Source organism: Leptospiraceae bacterium (assembly GCA_016708435.1).
In the GTDB taxonomy this organism is placed as follows: domain Bacteria; phylum Spirochaetota; class Leptospiria; order Leptospirales; family Leptospiraceae; genus UBA2033.
Genome location: JADJFV010000004.1, coordinates 132744 through 149183 on the forward strand (window position 1 = coordinate 132744; position 16440 = coordinate 149183).

12 protein-coding genes and 1 pseudogene are annotated in these 16440 nt (G+C 37.0%); 1 reads left to right on the top strand and 12 read right to left on the bottom strand.

The window, feature by feature from the left end; all coding sequences use genetic code 11:
• Nucleotides 1-70: 70 nt before the first annotated feature.
• From IPH52_08825 to IPH52_08865, 9 genes are all read right to left on the bottom strand, one after another.
• Nucleotides 71-2302 carry a hypothetical protein gene (locus IPH52_08825; protein ID MBK7055143.1) on the bottom strand — a complete coding sequence of 744 codons (2232 nt, stop codon included), beginning with the start codon at nt 2300-2302 and terminating at the stop codon, nt 71-73.
• Nucleotides 2303-2568: 266 nt separating this feature from the next.
• Nucleotides 2569-3060 (bottom strand): hypothetical protein, encoded by a 492-nt coding sequence (locus IPH52_08830; protein ID MBK7055144.1) that lies wholly within the window; start codon nt 3058-3060, stop codon nt 2569-2571.
• Between the two features lie 8 nt (nt 3061-3068).
• Nucleotides 3069-4328 carry a hypothetical protein gene (locus IPH52_08835; protein ID MBK7055145.1) on the bottom strand — a complete coding sequence of 420 codons (1260 nt, stop codon included), beginning with the start codon at nt 4326-4328 and terminating at the stop codon, nt 3069-3071.
• A gap of 57 nt (nt 4329-4385) precedes the next feature.
• Nucleotides 4386-5828 (bottom strand): nucleoside:proton symporter, encoded by a 1443-nt coding sequence (locus tag IPH52_08840; protein ID MBK7055146.1) that lies wholly within the window; start codon nt 5826-5828, stop codon nt 4386-4388.
• A gap of 244 nt (nt 5829-6072) precedes the next feature.
• Nucleotides 6073-7635 (bottom strand): TIGR04452 family lipoprotein, encoded by a 1563-nt coding sequence (locus IPH52_08845; protein MBK7055147.1) that lies wholly within the window; start codon nt 7633-7635, stop codon nt 6073-6075.
• Between the two features lie 88 nt (nt 7636-7723).
• Nucleotides 7724-8527 carry an aldolase gene (locus IPH52_08850; GenBank protein ID MBK7055148.1) on the bottom strand — a complete coding sequence of 268 codons (804 nt, stop codon included), beginning with the start codon at nt 8525-8527 and terminating at the stop codon, nt 7724-7726.
• Between the two features lie 555 nt (nt 8528-9082).
• Nucleotides 9083-9508, bottom strand: a complete 426-nt coding sequence (locus IPH52_08855) for a hypothetical protein (protein ID MBK7055149.1) — start codon at nt 9506-9508, stop codon at nt 9083-9085.
• 232 nt (nt 9509-9740) lie between these two features.
• A complete protein-coding gene (locus IPH52_08860) occupies nt 9741-10514 on the bottom strand; it encodes a hypothetical protein (protein MBK7055150.1) in 774 nt (257 codons plus the stop codon).
• Nucleotides 10498-10947, bottom strand: coding sequence for a hypothetical protein (locus tag IPH52_08865; protein MBK7055151.1), 450 nt, complete (start codon nt 10945-10947; stop codon nt 10498-10500). Before IPH52_08865 ends, IPH52_08860 begins: the two co-directional genes overlap by 17 nt.
• Before the next feature lie 218 nt (nt 10948-11165).
• Between IPH52_08865 and IPH52_08870 the strand changes: the two genes are divergently transcribed.
• On the top strand, nt 11166-11330 hold the full coding sequence (locus tag IPH52_08870) for a hypothetical protein (GenBank protein ID MBK7055152.1): 165 nt from the start codon (nt 11166-11168) through the stop codon (nt 11328-11330).
• Nucleotides 11331-11333: 3 nt separating this feature from the next.
• Here IPH52_08870 and IPH52_08875 read toward each other — a convergent pair whose 3' ends face one another.
• From IPH52_08875 to IPH52_08885, 3 genes and pseudogenes are all read right to left on the bottom strand, one after another.
• Nucleotides 11334-14654 (bottom strand): type I restriction endonuclease subunit R, encoded by a 3321-nt coding sequence (locus tag IPH52_08875; protein MBK7055153.1) that lies wholly within the window; start codon nt 14652-14654, stop codon nt 11334-11336.
• Nucleotides 14655-15304: pseudogene (locus IPH52_08880) on the bottom strand (abortive infection family protein).
• 15 nt (nt 15305-15319) lie between these two features.
• Nucleotides 15320-16405, bottom strand: coding sequence for a DUF4263 domain-containing protein (locus IPH52_08885; protein MBK7055154.1), 1086 nt, complete (start codon nt 16403-16405; stop codon nt 15320-15322).
• Nucleotides 16406-16440 lie beyond the last annotated feature (35 nt).

A 16440-nucleotide genomic window follows, 5' to 3' on the forward strand; every position in this document is an offset into this window, starting at 1 on the left:
TAAAAACTATATATTCCACACCACCGAATTTAATTGCGTGGGGAGCAATTTGACTTTGCGATAAAGTTCGTTACGGAGAAGTTATAGCGGAGGTGCTGGTATGAGCAACTCCTACGAATATACCATTTCCATAGGTAACAGAATACCAGTTAGCAGAAATTGGTAAAGTTCTGTTTGTCCAATTAATTCCATCGGGTGAAGTTGCCGCCACCGTGCTATTTGTTACTGCTGAAAAAATACCGCTTCCATAGGAAACGGAATACCAGCTAGCAGAACTGGGTAGGGTCCTAGCTGTCCAATTGATTCCATCGGGTGAAGTTGCGGCAGCCGTGCTTGGTCCAACTGTCACTGCAACAAAAACTCCATTTCCATACGTGATCGACATCCATTGAGAGAAACTTGGTAGAGTTCTTGCCGTCCAAGTGACTCCATCTGGGGAACTCGCAGCAGTTGTGCTTGGAGCGCCTGCCACTGCAACAAAAACACCATTTCCGTAGGCGACTGACATCCATTGAGCAGGACTAGGCAGTGTTTGGGATGTCCAATTAATCCCATCGGGTGAAGTTGCAGCAGTTGAGCTTCCCTGTGATACTACAACAAACACTCCGTTTCCATAAGTTACTGATATCCATTGAACATTGTTGGGTAGAGTTCGAGATGTCCAATTAATCCCATCGGGCGAAGTTGCGGCAATGGTGCTACTTTGTGCGATCGCAACAAAAGTGCCATTTCCATACGTAACGGACTTCCAAGCAGAAGAACTAGGCATTGTTCTAGATGTCCATGTGATTCCGTCTGGTGAGCTTGCTGCAGTTGCACTTAACCATGCCACTGCGACAAAGACACCGCTTCCATATGCGACTGAATACCATTGTTGTGAAAGAGGCAGGGTTCTAGCTGTCCATGCCGAACCATCCGAGGTAACGGATATGCTAATCGTTGCTGATGCACTTCCAGAGGAACTGGTTGCCGTAATCGTGTAATTGACAGCACTCTGTAAGGAAGTTGGAGTTCCACTAACAGCACAGGTTGTATTGTTTAGACTCAACCCGGCAAGTAAACTAGGACTTACAGTGCAGCTTGTAAAAGTTCCTCCTCCATTTGGAGTTATCGGTGTTATCGGAATGTTCATAGGAAAGAAATAAGGACTTCCTGTGTAACTGAGACTAATTGGACTTGCGCCCGAACCTGTTCCCGTGCCTGTCCCCGTGCTAGTTCCTGTTGGTGTTCCTGTTCCTGTCGCTGTTGGTGTTACTGCTCCTGATAGAATAATGGCATTGTCTACAAATTGAGTCTGACTAGTAATCTGTGCCGTAGAAATTGTAATGGGAGAGGTTCCCGATATTCCCGCAGTGAGTATTCCTCCTTCCTGCACATAGCTTACAATGGCAGGAAAAAGAATTGTAGTCAACGGAGCACTTGAGAATGAAATAATATTTGCACCTGCTCCGATGGTGATTGGCTTTCCATCACTTCCTTTTCCATCAAATAGCCCATCTTCAAAATCTGTAGCCAGGGCTTCGATGACAGTGTTGATATCGTTTGGAGTTGTCTTCGATCCAGTCTTTATCTTATTGGCAAGATAAGAAATGCCGGCTAACACAGAGAGACTTTTGGAAGAGAGAAGATCAGTCGGATTTTTCAAATTTAAGGTAATATCATCTAGCTCTGGATAATCATTTTCATTGATGGAAGATGTAGTAGCTCTTCCCGATGCAGAAGAAAGAGTAGAGAGCCCAAATCGAATTACAACTTCCTTGCTCGCTTTTGTATGTAGAGTAGCAAGATTTGTGTTTGATCCAGATTGTTTAGTCAAATACTGTAGCCTTTTCGCAAGCAGGTTTGAAAAAGGAGAGATCAATTGTCTTTTGGAGGTATTGCCTGTAAGTTTACTCTCGACGATAATGCTTGTCTGCTTAAAATTAGAATTAGAAGTAAGAGCTAAGTCTGCACTTTCTTTCTCATCAAACATCTTTGTGTTTCCACTTGGATCGCCCGAAACTGTGAGACAAACTGCTGATCCTGTTCGATTGTAAGTCAGAGAATAATCCCCATTATTGTCAGTATTTCCTGAAGCTAAGACGTTTGTATTATTACACGTTCCGTCCGCATTTAAGGGACTAATAGTAACGGTTGCATTCTTTACAATTCCCTTGAGTGCAGTGCCACCGATAGTGAGCTTGTTGTTTCGAAAAAGCGTCAGGGTAAAATTTTGGAAGATAGAATTGTCGTCCCCGCTTACATTTGAAAATTTCCCGCAAGAAACAAGAAGAGAAATAAAGAATACGATGAGAAGTTTCATTTTGCTTATGCCTGACTTTTATTAAAATTTTAAAAATAATGGATGTCAAGGAGTAATTTATATTACACCCCACAACTAGCCGACAGGCGATAGGAAGTAACCTCAAAAATACAATTCCCCTAAATCCTTCTCCATAGGAAAAATCTTAATCCCACATCAACTGATTTCAATGGCGCATAACGCACCCATTGCTCGGTTATTTTTTTAAAAATAGGTCTATCATATATCGACTATTGTGCAGCCTTTTGAGTAATGACTTGTTCTATTCATACTTTCAATAGCTTTTCAATTTCATCCCAGGACTCGACTTGTAGGATTTTGTTATTGGGATGGGCTGTGTTTAATTCCTGTTCTGGTTTTGTGGGGCAAAATAGAATTAGCCTTTCCGGTTGTTCTGAGGTGAGCATGTATTTTAAAACTGTATAACGGTCATCAATAAAGACATTCAAATCTAGATGATTTGCGATGCTTGCTTTTTCGTGACGGGCAAAGCAGAAGTGAATATTTTCTTTATCAAAGCCAGTGACTGAAAAGAAGGATTGGCTTTCTAACCACTCCATGGATTTCTTTTGGACTACAATTCCGCATTTAGAAATAATGAATACATTTTCTTTTCCGTATGCTGTAACGAGTTGTTTGATTGTCTCAAAGCAATTAGGGAAAGACTTTGCTCTTAAAAAATTATCTGTGAAAAATAAATCAGGCTCATCCGTATCTTGTGCAATGATGACTCCTCCAATATCAATCCCTATTCGCATAATGTTGATTATTCCTTCGCGGGTGTTGGCTCTTTACTTGCATTTTCCCAAGCAGATAGAAATTGTTCAGGTATGGCTTTTTGATAAAACTTTTCTACTATGACTTCTTTGTTGGTTAGCTTGAGAGAAACAAACATATCTGTCCTAAATTTTTTAATGTCCGTAATCCTTCCACCGAATAGAATTATCTTTTCATCTGGTTGACACTCCGGTAGTTTTAGATACATGTAAACGGTATTATGCGCTAGATCATATCGGTTTTCTCTTTCTACCTCTACATTCGAAACTGTTCCATATTCACAATAGGCTTTTGTGTTTTTATTATTAAAAGTTGTCGCGAGGACTCTATCATCAAGTAGAAAATAAATCGTAGAGTCTTGGATCAAGCATCCACATTTCTGAGGAACAGAAGTTGTATAAACTGATCTTACGAGAGGATAATTTTGCTCTACCACTGTCTCTGAGAAGATTTCTCTATTTCCAAAGCTTTTTCCTGTGATATTGTTTTTAAAAATAACCTGACTTTCTTTGCCTGTGCAATCATCTTCTGCAATTTGTCTTTGGATTTGGTAAATCGTATAGGGATGATTTTCGTATTTTATAATCTTAGCTGTCTTTTCAACAGTGCTTAAATCAAAATCAATTTCTTCTAATTTAGATTCTTCCAAGTTGCTGTAGAAACGATAGAACCATCCTTCATTGCCGAATTCTCCATTTCGTTCTTCTAAGGTTTGGAAGTTTTTAGAAATATCCACAGAGCCAGAAAATATCCAACCTTTTTTTCCATTGTAAGTCGTCTCTATCCAATAGCCAGGTTGTTTTTCTAAAATGACATTGCCTTTCGATTGATTGTAAAACTCCCCGATGTAGCCAAATGGAATCGTTGAGATTACTGTCGATTTTGCGTCTGGTTTTTCTCGAAGAAGAATTCCAGCAGTCGTTACAACGCTGAAATAATGTTTTTCTACTTTTGCACTTAGAAACGAATCAATGACCCAACCAGTCTTACCGTTGAAGGAAATCTTTCTCCATTTGATTGTTGTATCCGGCTGTATCGTATAGGCAGGGTTTTCAGGAATGATTTCTACCTTAGTAGCATGAGGGATAGATTCAAGGATTGAGCTAGTTGTTTCAGGGGTCTCGTATATACTTGTTCCACTTAAAGAATCGGTATACAGATATTGTTTTTCGATCACGACTTTATCTGGCTCCTTTTTACAATAGGAGACGGATAAAAATAGGTATAGAATTAAGAGAATGTTTTTCATACAAGAATTGGTATTCTGTATGAAGAACATTTATGATTCATCTTTAGCAAGCTTTTTTTATTTTGGTTTGATACCAATTACATCAGGACTTCCAAAATCAAATATACCAGCAACACAACCAGTCATAAGAGTAGCAAGCGTTGCAGCCCACATAGCTTTCCAGGCAATGGAACTAATCTCACTGCTTCTAGAAGGAACAAGATTAGAAAGTCCACCAACGAAGATTCCTATCGAAGGTATATGAGCAAAACCGCATAGAACATAGCTGACTATAAGCATTGCTCTGTCAGAAATTTCTCCTGCACGAGAAAGCTCTCCGAGCTTGACATAGGGAGGAATGGATGTTTGTAAAAGTCTCTGACCAATTAGAACAGAAGACTGCCAGATTTCATTCATATCTAACGAAACACCGGTAAAAAAAGTAAGAGGGAGAAACAAAAGTCCAAAGATATTATCAAGAGAAACTACTTTAAAGATTCTTCCAATAAATTGAAGTATGAAATTTTCATGATTTTGCAAAGAGGCAAGTCCTGCAAAAAGCATATTGACCAAGGCAACGCAACCTAGAATCGCAATGATCACGGCAGCAATACCGACAGCCATCTTTACACCGTCTAGCGCACCTAAAATCAAGGCGTCCATGTAACTAGGTTTCTTTTCATTTGGATCCTCTACGTCTGCTGGAACTCCGCCCATTGTTTCTGGCATTCCTGTCTCAGGGATCATGATTTTAGAGATAACGAAGCAAGCAGGAATTGTCAAAAAGGACGCTGCCATTAAGTGACCTGTAATCGTCGGAAAGGTCGGTCGTAAGAATCCTGCATACATACCAAGCACTGTTGAGGAAATAGATCCAAAGCAACTCGCTAGAATCGCACAGAGTTCACTTCGAGTCATATTGAGTAGAAATGGCTTTACAGCTACAACAGACTCAATGCCTACGAAGATATTGGCTGCTCCCGAAAGAGATTCGGCTCCACTTGTTCCGAGTGTTTTTTGAAATATCTTTGCGAAAAAGTTTACGACTGGTTGAATTGCATTCATTCTATAAAGAAGAGTTATGATAGCAGAGAAGAAGATTACCTGTGGTAGAGAGCGAAAGGCAAAAATGAATCCTAATTCTAATCTACTTCTTTCAAAAAATCCAGTCTTTGGATTTACAATGTAAGAGTAGTCTACAATCCCGGTTTGTGGGTTGATTAAATCAGTTGGTTTTACCATTACCTTATCCACTGGTGGAACGATTAATCCACTGAATAAGAATCTTGCTCCTGCCTCGGAAGCTTCTAAAAGGAAATTGATTGCATTTCCAAATACTTCAACGCCCATACGTGTAATCGGGAACACAAAAATAAGGAATCCCATTACAAATTGAATCCCAATGCCCCACTTGATTGTATTCCAAGGAATTAATTTTCTATTTTCCGATGATAGCCATGCAACAATGCAAAGCATATACATCCCCACTAAAGAGATAATATTCAGTTTAATATCTAGCATACAATTTCCCGATTTTGCTTTTTCATTGTTAGCAATTTTACATTCTTAATTATCGTCAAGAGAAATCCTTGGAATGAATTTAATGACAATATTCGCATTTTTTTGCATTATAGGAGAGACATTTGATTCAGTTTTGACTTTTTTTATCTTGTCAATAATAAATTTACTAGATTATGATAAGAAAATGCTTTTTTTTATCATAATCTAAACAAAGTATTATCGTTTCTGCGGTTCTTATTAACGATTAATAAGGAAATTTTATAATTTGGTCGTTTACATTTCCTGAGTTAGCGTCTGGTTTAACGATTACATAGTATTCTGTGCTAGAACTGTTGACGAATACGAATTTGCCTTCTGTTTTGTAAGATCTTCCAGCGGATGTAAAACAGGGTAGAGTCTTCTTGGAGAGAAAGCCTAAATTCGATAAGCCATGGCGATAAACGTATTCATTGGATACTTTGGTTCCATCGGAGAACGTAGAGTTAGAAAAATACAAGTTGGTTGGAATGAAAAAAATTTGCGAAGAGTCCGTATTCAAATGCTGGATTCTTAGAAAGGTTGTTGAATCTAATTTTCCTGCGTATTGTATATCACTTCCTTGTGTAGCAGAAACGGTAAATGCAGTGAGACAGGAGTTGAATGTTTTGCTGTTATCTTTCGCAAGCCATATAGGTCCGCACATACTATGATCCCCATGATAAATCGAGTCATAGGAGTAAGTGGGAGGATTTACCGCTGTGCTCATTCTTCGAATATCAACAGGTGACGATGCTGTATCAATCAAATACAATGAGTTTCCAGCAGAGTTAAGGGTTAAGTGTGTAGGGTATACAGTAGTTCCTGAATGATTGGTGACTGCCCCATCCGCGAAGGTAACGCTCTTAATAGGTCCCCAAGTGCTAAGGCTATTACTAATATAAATATAGACATTGTTCATCGCAATATCATTTGCTTTGATTGCAGTGGCAACCTCTCTTGCTAAAGTAGTTCCAGGTAGATTGATGAGTGTGGCGTTTGCGTCATGACCGACTGCTGCTTTTGTCCCATCAGGACTAACTGTTACATTTAAGGGAGCAAAATTTAAGGTTAAAGTAGAGTCTGCATTCGTAGATGGATTGTAATAATGGAATTTGTTAGCAGAGTCTACCAATACAATTCTATTATTAACCAAATCATACTCTGCATCAACGACAGAAAAAGAAAGTTGTTGAATTGTTCCATCAGTCGCTCCGGAAGTCGTGCAAGCCGCAGGTGTAGAAGATGTTCCCGTTCCTGTTCCTGTCGATGTGCCGGTTCCCGTTCCAGTAGACGTTCCAGTTCCTGTCCCAGTTGAGGTTCCAGTGCCAGTGCCTGTTGCCGTTCCTGCATCGGAGCCACCTCCAAAGAGTAAAAGAAAGGCAAGAGTGTTATTTACTTCGGCTTCTTTTCCGTTGATTAAATTAATAGGACCTATATCAATAAAGCTGGCTTCCTTGATATCGCAAAGCGGCAATGTAGTGGCTCCGCCTAAGATAAGTCCTGTAATGGAATTGATCTTAGATACGCAATCTTGCACAGATGCTTTATCATAGTATTTATTAGCATTAATACTGATAATTGCGGGAAGAACTATGGTGTTTATCATATTCACGATAGTAGAGGAAGCTGCCGAACCAGTAACGATTCCAACAGAAATTCGATCTATGCTATTCGCCGCATTTAGGAGTTTCTTTTTTGCAGTATATCCATCCATTGTATCAATACCGGGAATTAAACTACAAAACGAAAGGGAAAATAGGATGAGTAAGGAAAGAGTGATTGTTTTCATCCTACCAAAACTAGAGAGTGCAATAAAGAATGTCAAATAAATTTACAGTAAATTGCACTCATGTTTTTGTTTTTTTTATCTGTGAACTTTATCGAATAGAATAAAGCACTTTGCGTTTACCGATTCGTTCGCGGTTTAACTCGATTCGGTTGTTATAGTAATATGCTTTTTCTGGCTTTAGTTGACCTAGAACATCAAATAAATCCATTTCGAAAGAAAGCATTCCTTCAGCAACGTCGTCTATTTTTTTATCTAATACATCTTTGACGCTAACCATAACGTGACGGGAATTGATTTGGTCTGGCTTTGCTGTTTCTGCAATCATGAAGAAATTTGATTTAGTAATTGTGCCACCAACACAGGTTTGCTTTCCACGCTCTCTAGAAATTTTAATAATCTGAGTCGTTACTCGCATTACTTCTGGATCATCTGGACTTAAATCCATAGACGCAGACAAGTCAGAGCGTGCAGCAGTTACATTGTTTAGTTCCTCAAACGCTTTAGAGTCTGCAATTTCTAGAATATTTCGATAACCTGTGATCGTTTCAAGGTTCATTGATTTATAAAGGCTTTCATATTGAACTGGTGGGATTAGATTTTTCAAAGTGGAAATGAAATTCTTGAGTGCGTATTGAGATTCAATCATAGGAGCAGAAATTCCGTCTATTCCGTTTGATTTGCAAAAGCGAATATCTGTTCTTGCCTCCGGTCCCCCAATCTTTACGACAACAGGCAATAAATCTCTCCCTAGAAGAGATAAAAGCTTTAACTCATCATAGTCCATATCCTCTGTTTCTGTTCCACCTTTCAAACCAGTGAAGCAATAATCTTTTACATACACGCCGAGATCTTTTTTGAGATTAAAAAGGGAGGTTTCAACAGATTTATTCATAAATATTTTATCGACATAATTCGAGTTTTCCTTCAATAGCTACGCTCTTGAGACTTTCTTTTTTTCAAAAGTTACACTTTTGAGATTCTCTTTTCTTTCTCTTTCCAGAGTGGGATTCTCTCTCTATACCGCTTTCCCAGCGGGGGGATTCTTTTTTATACCGCTTCCCAGCGTGGGTGACTAATTCTTACTTTTTTTTCTTTTTTATGGGAAAAAAGAAAAAAAGTAAGCAAAAAAAAGAAAAAACCCGCAGCTCAGGCTTTTTCTTTTTAACACTTCGCCAATGCTCCATTAAGACTCTTGTGGGGTTCTTTGTTTTTGCTTTACAAAAGTAACTGAGTCTATACTCTAATTCTATTCAGGAAAAAGTAAGGCAAAGAGGCGTTATTCTCAATATATAATTTGAGAAGGAAAAAGAGATTGCGTTATACGGCATTTGTTTTATGTTTTTTTGCTTTCTGGCTACTCTTTGTTACCTTCTTTATTTAATATCTAGGACGATGACGAAAAAATAGGATTTATTCTTTTTCTATCACTTCCAATCTTTTCTTATTTTTAATTAAATTTAAAAAAGAAAAATACCACTGCTACCCATTCACGTCTTACGCCTGGGGGGGCATACCCAATTGTTGAATGAGAAGAATTTTCAACTGTGCCATTCGCTTTCACATATCCAATCGTCGAGTGAGAAGAATTTTCGATTGTTCCATCAGCTTTCACATAACCTACCGTTGAATGGGAAGAGTTTTCAATCGTACCGTCATTACGAATATAACCGATTGTTGAATGAGATGAGTTTTCTATTGTTCCATCATTTTTGATATATCCAGATGTCGAATGAAAGGCATTTTCGATTGTCCCATCCATTTTAATATATCCTACTGTGCTATGAGACGAGTTCTCAATTGTTTGCGCAGATAAATTTGTTCCTGCCAAAGAAAAGAAAATAAACATTAAGAGAGAAATAAAAATTTGTTTCATTTATTCAGAATAATACGTCTGGAAAATTTTGTAAAATTCTTTTTTTATAGAGAATAAAAACTTACATCGCCGGATTTTTTAGTAACTGAATGAATGGAGTTGCTTGCGTTTGACAAATAAAATACAAAGTGAGGCTAATACAACTAAGCTGGCTTGGAGCGAGGTGACGGACAGCTTCCGATATAGTCCGTTACCGCAGTGGATACTCGCAGTTAGGTGCCGTTTTTACATTCTATAATATTTTTTCTTCCACATATCTTGCTCCCTTCGGCGAAAGATAGACTGATTCTGTATCTTTATCATACTCTATTAACCGATTAGAGTGAAGTTTTTTTATTACTTTTTCTTTAAAGACATTCATATTTGAGTATTCAGTCCAACTAAAAATATCTTCAATTAGAATGCCTGTTTCCATAGAAGAATAAAGGAGCAAAAGAGTTTCATCTGTTTTAGAAAGACCTTCTTTTAAAACTCTTTTTTTTCCTCCTACTTCCCAGATAGATGGAAGTTCCTTAATCGCAATGCTTTCAATAATGCTTTGGGCTTCTTCTAATGATAAATTGTGGTAAATCCTTATTAACTCACAGACTATCCAATCCGCTATGGATTTCATTAAATATATATCTATAGAATTTGCGTCTACATCACCGCCAACATGTCCTATGCCGCGTTTGTTACGAATAGTATAAAGTAAAACTATTGCTCGTGGAATAACAGTTTTTTCTGATTCTACCGCCTTTGAAGCTGGGGCTGTTATTATTTTACGACATTCATCAGCAAATGTTCCAATCTGCTCTCCGAACGGTGTAAATTTACCAAAGACTTTTTCTTGTAATAATCTTAAAATTATTTCACAGAATTTTCCTGCTGATAATCCAGCAGATTCAAATCTTGCTTCTGAACAATTTCTTTTGAAATCTGTATATTCTTTTATTAATTTAGATTTAAAGCCCTGAGGTAAATTTTTCAGTGCTTCCTCTAAAGTTTTATTATTTTTTGTATTCATACTGATTATCTGAATTTTTTGTTCGCTCTAATTCTTTATTTCTAACCATTCTAGCAAGTTTGCTTGAAATTTCATTTGTTTTGAAACGACGCGCTAAATTCCGGTCGCAATGCTCTATAATATCATTAATGGTTCTAGGCTTTTTAAAGAAATCTGAATTCGCTAACTCTGATAGTGTCGCCACTGGTCCGTTTCCTACAGACACCGGCTTTGTCTTCTTTTCTTTCAGATTGGACTGAGTTGATTTTTTTTCTTTACCTTTCCCCTTTTTTCTAGGATTAGATTGAACGTTTCCAACTGCCTCTTCTTTTGCTTGTTCACTATCAAACACAAGTTCTACAATTCGCAACTGGACGGCTTCAGATTTAAACAAATTAACCACTTCAGATAGCTCTTTCAGTTGTTCTTTAATTTTTTCAAAATTGTTTATCATTAATAATCTCCTTTTAAATTTAAATACAAAACGGTGTGTAAAAATGGCACCTAACTAATATTATCCGTATTTAGCTTATAAAGTCAAGAGTAAAAGAATGGGAAGCGGAAAATTTTATGAGGGTAACCGTATAAATGATACGCATATGTAGAGATAGGGATAAGCTTTAGTATTGGTTCGAATTTTTTAAAATATACTTCACATCCGTATCCCATTTCATGTATACTATTCATCTCCTTTGTGTTGGAAAGAACGAAGAGCAAGAAGCTATATCCCCACTCGTCGATAAAGCATTCATTGAAAAAAGTGCTAAAGACTTTGCTGACTCTATCAAGTCCGGGGATTTGTATAGAGAGTTGAGGGGAGAGGGTAAGAGGGATTAGGCGTCATCCATTCAATAACTCTTCTGCTATCAATTCCGCTTGTTTCAAAACGGTTTCCGTTGCAAGCATCTGCATATCGGGCGGATAACCAAATTGACGTAAGACTCTTTTAACAATTACTTTAAGTTTTGCTTTTACACTTTCTTTTATTGTCCAGTCGATAGATGCATTCTCTTTTACCTTTTGAAATAGGATGACAGCAAGTTCACGTAGTTTATCTTTTTCCATGACTTCTCTCGCGCTGTCATTATTTGCTATAGCAGTATAGAATGCATATTCATAATCGGATAAGCCCATTTCTTTTGGCTCTTTATCCATGTTTTGAATTTCTTTCGATAATTTAATGAGTTCTTCGATAACCTCTGCGGCAGTGAGTATTTTATTATGATATTTTTTAATGGAAGCCTCAAGCATTTCTATTAACGTGCGACTTTGAATTAAATTCTTTTTTGTGCGGGAATTGATTTCGTCATTGAGTAATTTTTTTAATACTTCAAGAGCAAGATTCTTATGCTCCATATTTTTTACTTCCATGAGAAATTCATCTGATAGAATCGATATATCAGGCTTCTTAATACCTGCTGCATCAAACACATCGATTACTTTGTCAGTTACTAACGCTTTGTCGATGACTTGGCGAATTGCACTTTCCATTTCTTCACTGGTTCGTCCTGATACTGTGCTTTCAAATTTTACTAACCTTGCTTTGATTGCTTGAAAGAAGGCTACTTCATCTTTTGCGTCCATTGCTTTGTCATGTGGAATTGCAATGGAGAAAGCTTTTGATAATGCAGTTACTTCATCTATAAAACGTTTCTTTCCATTTTCGATACCAAGAATATGTTCCTCTGCGGCTAATATCAAATAGAGTTTTCTTCCCGTTTCTGCTGTGAAATACTCTTCGTAAGAAAAGCCAGTAAACATTTGAGAAACTACTTCTAATTTTTCTTGCATCAATACTACTGCTTGTTCTTGCTGGACTAGTGGATCGCCTTTACCTCCTGAGTCTGCATAAAAAGAAAGTGCCTTTTTTAAATCAGAGGCTATTCCTAAGTAGTCTACAATGAGTCCGCCTGTTTTATCTTTATAAACCCGATTTACACGGGCGATAGCTTGCATAAGATTGTGACCTTTCATAGGCTTATCAATATATAGCGTATGCAAAGAAGGAACATCAAATCCAGTTAACCACATATCACGAACGATGACTAATTTTAATTCATCATCTGAATTTTTCATTCTTTCAGCTAATTTTCTTCGTTCTTCTTTCGTAGTATGATGTTTTGCAATCGTTGGTCCGTCGGAAGAGGCGGAAGTCATAACCACTTTAATCTTTCCTTTAGACAAATCATCATTGTGCCATTCTGGTTTCAAGGAAATGATTTCTTTATAAAGCTCTGCTGCAATGCGGCGAGACATGGTGACAATCATTGCCTTTCCTTCGATTACTCCTTGTCTTTGTTCAAAATGAGTAATCAAGTCTTTTGCAACTTGTTTAATTCGATTAGGACTTCCAATCAAAGCTTCTAGTTGAGTCCATTTAGTCTTAGCCTGTTGGGATAATACATTATGCCGGGACGGTTCATCTGTTGTAGGGAACGGTTTCAAACCGTTCCTTACATCGGTAGAGTCATCAGCCCCATTATCTTCAACAAGTTCTTCTTCCAGTTCCTGAACCAATCGCTTGCCTTCTTCTGTGAGGCTAATTTTGGCTAAACGACTTTCATAGAATATTTTAACAGTTGCTCCATCATGGATGGATTGCGCAATATCGTAAATATCCACATAATTTCCAAAAACTGCGGGAGTATTCACATCTGTATTTTCTATAGGTGTGCCAGTAAATCCAAGATAGGTTGCATTCGGTAGTGCATCTCGCATATACTTGGCAAATCCATAAACGATTTTTTTACCAATGATATTTCCTTTCTCATCTTTATCGTCTATTGTCTTTGCTTTAAAGCCGTATTGAGTTCTATGTGCTTCGTCTGCTATGACGATAATATTTTTACGCTCGGATAATGTTTCGTAAACGTTACCTTCTTCTGGTTGGAATTTTTGAATCGTAGTAAAAATTACGCCACCGGAGGCTACTCTTAATAATTCTTTTAGCTGTTCTCTATTATCAACTTGTTTTGGCTCTTGTCTTAATAGTTGTTTTGCAGAAGCAAAGGTATCGAAGAGTTGATCGTCTAAATCATTTCTATCTGTAATGATTAGAACAGTTGGATTGTCCATTGCTAAGACAATCTTACCAGTATAAAAAACCATGGAAAGAGATTTCCCACTTCCTTGTGTGTGCCAAATCACTCCGCCTTTTTTATCTCCGATCTTTTGCGTCTGTGAACTTTTTAATCCATGCATTTCTGGAGAATGCACAGTAAGACTATCATTTAATTTTTGCGATTTAGTTATAAACCCAGAAGCTCGAAGTGTAGACTCTACAGCTCGATTGACCGCATAATACTGATGATACGCTGCAATTTTTTTTACTGTCTCAATTACTGTAATGCCAGCTTTATCTTCCTTCCTCGAAGTTTCGAATACTATAAAATGGCGGATAAGGTCTAACAGGGTTTCTTTACCAAGCATTCCTTTGATTAAAATTTCTAATTGTCCAATCAAATGAGAAGCTTCTTGTTTACCATCCATAGTTTTCCAAGCCATGAATCTACTAAAGGCAGAAGAAATTGAACCAGTCTTTGCTTCTAAACCGTCTGAAATAATAAGCAATGCATTATAAGTAAATAAAGATGGAATCATTGCTTTATATGTTTCTAATTGTTTAAACGCAGAACTAATCGTGGCGTTTTGATCTACTGGATTTTTTAATTCAATTACGACTAACGGCAATCCATTTATAAATAAAATAACATCGGGGCGTTTATTAGAATTAGATGAATGTGATAGATGGCGACTATCAATCACCGTATACTGATTCAATACAACAAAATCATTATTTTCAGGCTCATTAAAATCAATTAACCAAACTAAATCTCCTCGACTATTTCCGTCCTTCTGATAGTTAACTTTTATTCCTTCTGTCAACATTCGATGAAACGCTTCATTATTAGAAATGAGTTCAGAGGAACTAAGTCGTTGAATTTGTTTTAAAGCATCTTCCAATGCATCACTTGGAATCGTTGGATTGATTCTATCCATTGCCTTCTTCACTCGTTCTAAGAGTAATACATCTTCGAAGGATTGTCTCTCCGGCAAATCACTATCAGGCGCAATGGTCGGTCCATAGATATACTCATAACCTTGTTTCTCTAAGAGTTCGATAGTGAATTTTTCAATTGCAGATTCGGTGATTTTATTCATTTAATTTGTTTCCTTATCAGCTTCCAAGAAAGCTTTTTGCTCAGTAGCATACGCAGGATAATCCACATTATACAGAATTTCACTGGCGGTATATGAGTATTCTCCCATCTCAAACTCTCCATACAGGTCATCCCAATTATTATTAAACTCTTCATTCTCTAGATAAACTAGCTTTATTTCTTCCGTTTCACTAATACCTGGGTTTTCATTTTCAAATGCTCGTATCAAAAGCACGCAACTATTGTAGTCGAATCAATTAAAAATTCTCTCGTGAATTCATCTACTCTATCATTTCTTTCCTGTAAGTCTTTCAAGGAACGACCATGTGCAGTAGCTCCGATTTCATTACGAAGGTCTCCAATTTGTTGACCTATATTTGCTAACGAGCCTGAAATTTGAGTAACCATGCTATCACCATTGTAACCAATAGATGAAAATGCCTTCTTTAAAACTCCATTTATGCTAGATGCACTGTCGAGTTCAATTCCTTTGGATGAACATATTTCTTTACCTATCGATTCTAATAATGCTTTTACATTCTCAAGTGCTTGACTAAAATCAGAATTTATATACGTTTCGATTCTTTCTGTATATAATTCCAAAGGAGCCCATCGTCTATATTGGCTTATGAGATTTTTTAGTTTATCCATAGATTATGCGTTAGGTTAGGGAGCATTCTCGTTATGCTCTACAATAAATTTTGCTCGCTCATATAATTCATCGAAAGTAATGATCTCAGGATTATGGAGGTTTCGTCTGTATGCCTCAAATGTTTGTATTTTCTTTCTATTATCCAATTGCCTAGTCAATCCCATAACCAAGATACCTTTTGGATCATAAGTATAAATATCCTCTCCTTCCAAATCATCTCTAGCTGCATCTCTTCTTGAACCATCTCTAAACCAAGAGCTACAATTTATTTGCACTTGGGAAACTGCCCACATTAATTCATTATTTAACTTCCAAGCTCCATTTCGGTATTCTTCGTTTAGCACTAATAGAGATTGAGGTTTTTTAATTTCTACTAAAACAGTAAATTTATTGTTAGCTTCTGTATTCATTAGATAATCACCACGCTGTTCTCCACTTCCAGTATAATCTGCTCCTGCATATGTAGGTTGGTCTGTAATTAAATTAAGAAACTGATAATTAAGTCCATATCCAAATATCCATTGATTATCCTTAAAGAATTTTTGCCATTCCTGTTCTGTTCTTGTTTCATTTAAATACGTTTCAAATTGTTCTAATACTATTTTTCTATCTGAGATTATTTTAGCATAAGACATTTTTGTAAGTAACGGGGGATTAGCCTCAACTAACGAATTCAATAATTCTTCATTATAGCCTGCATCTAAAATCTTTTTTATATATTCAATTTTATTATCATCAGTTATAATGACCTTATTGGGATCTACAACAGCGTATGTATTTGACCCGTATTCAATTCCTCGCTCAGTTAGAATGCTTATTAATTGAGTAAGAGCAATATATAGATTTTTGGTGGCTTCTGTTCGTAGCTCCAGATGAATGGATTCATTTTTTCCTAATGTTCGAATGTCGATAGCTTTATCCGAAATCCAAATATCATCATTTGATTCTCTTCGTTGACGTATTACATGCCCACGTATTCCCTTTGAATGAATTTGCGCTTGGAATACAATACGAGACATCGGTTCTTCAATAAGAATAAAATCTTCTTTTATATCTACAAAACCACGACCAATACTTTTAGTTGATATAATCTCGCTCATTGCTTTTCTCTATATGGTAAGTTATTCATAGCACT

What these genes read in the sequence shown, in the direction of transcription:
- IPH52_08825 (MBK7055143.1), bottom strand. Translation starts at nt 2,302, where the DNA reads ATGAAACTTCTCATCGTATTCTTTATTTCTCTTCTTGTTTCTTGCGGG.
- IPH52_08830 (MBK7055144.1), bottom strand. Translation starts at nt 3,060, where the DNA reads ATGCGAATAGGGATTGATATTGGAGGAGTCATCATTGCACAAGATACG.
- IPH52_08835 (MBK7055145.1), bottom strand. Translation starts at nt 4,328, where the DNA reads ATGAAAAACATTCTCTTAATTCTATACCTATTTTTATCCGTCTCCTAT.
- IPH52_08840 (MBK7055146.1), bottom strand. Translation starts at nt 5,828, where the DNA reads ATGCTAGATATTAAACTGAATATTATCTCTTTAGTGGGGATGTATATG.
- IPH52_08845 (MBK7055147.1), bottom strand. Translation starts at nt 7,635, where the DNA reads ATGAAAACAATCACTCTTTCCTTACTCATCCTATTTTCCCTTTCGTTT.
- IPH52_08850 (MBK7055148.1), bottom strand. Translation starts at nt 8,527, where the DNA reads ATGAATAAATCTGTTGAAACCTCCCTTTTTAATCTCAAAAAAGATCTC.
- IPH52_08855 (MBK7055149.1), bottom strand. Translation starts at nt 9,508, where the DNA reads ATGAAACAAATTTTTATTTCTCTCTTAATGTTTATTTTCTTTTCTTTG.
- IPH52_08860 (MBK7055150.1), bottom strand. Translation starts at nt 10,514, where the DNA reads ATGAATACAAAAAATAATAAAACTTTAGAGGAAGCACTGAAAAATTTA.
- IPH52_08865 (MBK7055151.1), bottom strand. Translation starts at nt 10,947, where the DNA reads ATGATAAACAATTTTGAAAAAATTAAAGAACAACTGAAAGAGCTATCT.
- IPH52_08870 (MBK7055152.1), top strand. Translation starts at nt 11,166, where the DNA reads ATGTATACTATTCATCTCCTTTGTGTTGGAAAGAACGAAGAGCAAGAA.
- IPH52_08875 (MBK7055153.1), bottom strand. Translation starts at nt 14,654, where the DNA reads ATGAATAAAATCACCGAATCTGCAATTGAAAAATTCACTATCGAACTC.
- IPH52_08885 (MBK7055154.1), bottom strand. Translation starts at nt 16,405, where the DNA reads ATGAGCGAGATTATATCAACTAAAAGTATTGGTCGTGGTTTTGTAGAT.